This is a genomic window from Synechococcus sp. H70.1, from assembly GCF_047502705.1.
In the GTDB taxonomy this organism is placed as follows: Bacteria; Cyanobacteriota; Cyanobacteriia; order Thermostichales; family Thermostichaceae; genus Thermostichus.
Genome location: NZ_JANSIV010000070.1, coordinates 1 through 1,027, shown reverse-complemented (window position 1 = coordinate 1,027; position 1,027 = coordinate 1). Strand labels below are relative to the sequence as shown.

At 57.9% G+C, this 1,027-nt stretch carries 1 protein-coding gene; it reads left to right on the top strand.

Translation table 11 applies throughout. From position 1 onward, the window contains the following. Positions 1 to 272: 272 nt before the first annotated feature. Positions 273 to 1,027 (top strand): carbohydrate ABC transporter permease (locus NW827_RS04980; RefSeq protein ID WP_414503403.1); only part of this gene is annotated, 755 nt, incomplete at its 3' end.

Here is a 1,027-nt window from a genome sequence, read left to right as displayed (position 1 = left end):
GGTTAGCTTTGTTGCCGTCATAGCCCTGTTCCTGCGGCGCTTGCTGCTGCTTTGAGGAGCTTAGCTTCTCTGACCGGCATGATGCTTGTAGACAAAAAGGACAGCACTTCCTCCCTACAGCTAAAGCCAGCGGCCTTCGCGCCGCATTTTTCGGTAAAAGCACTCGCCAAGCTGGGAACTCAGTTTTAGCCTAGGGTTAACCTCAACGAATTATCCTAACGGAGAGGGCAAAAGCTCCCCCTGCCCCTCAGCGTTCCCTGGCTGGATGTGTCATGGCTCAACTGTTACAGGATCTGCGGTCGCCAGCTGCCCAGCCCAGCACCAGGCGCCGGAAGTCTTTTCCCTTGTCCTGGCGGCGCTGGATCCCAGAGCGCTGGTATGTCCACCTTGGCCTGTGGTTAGCCTGTTTGGCGTTGGGGTTTCCGGTGTTGTACGCCCTGATCGTGAGCACCCAAAACAACGCCGAGGTGTTTCGCTATCAATTTACCTTTGGCTCCTCGTTTGCCTTTAACTGGCAGCAGGTGATGGTGGCGCGCCACTTGGGCCACTACATGGTCAACAGCGCCATCGTGGCCACGGCCATCACGCTGGGCAAGACGGTTCTATCGCTGTTAGCGGGGCTGGCCTTTGTCTACTTCCGCTTTCCGGGCAAGGGGCTGGCCTTCGGCTTTGTGCTCATGACCTTGATGATGCCCACAGAGATCTTGATCATCGCCCTACTGCGGCTGGTCAGCAACTTGGGCTGGGGATCCACCTACTACGCCTTGATCGTGCCCTTTTTGGCCAGCGCCACGTCCACGTTTTGGTTCCGCCAGCATTTTTCCAACATCCCACGCGAGCTGGCGGAGGCAGCTCAACTGGACGGGGCAAACCCGCTGCAATTTCTCACCCAGGTGCTGATCCCCCTGAGCTGGAATGCCATTGGGGCGCAGGCGGTGATTCACTTCGTCTACGCTTGGAATATGTACGTATTTCCACGCATGATCGTGCAAGGCCGGGAGCGGCAGGTAGTGGAGGTGGGGCGGCA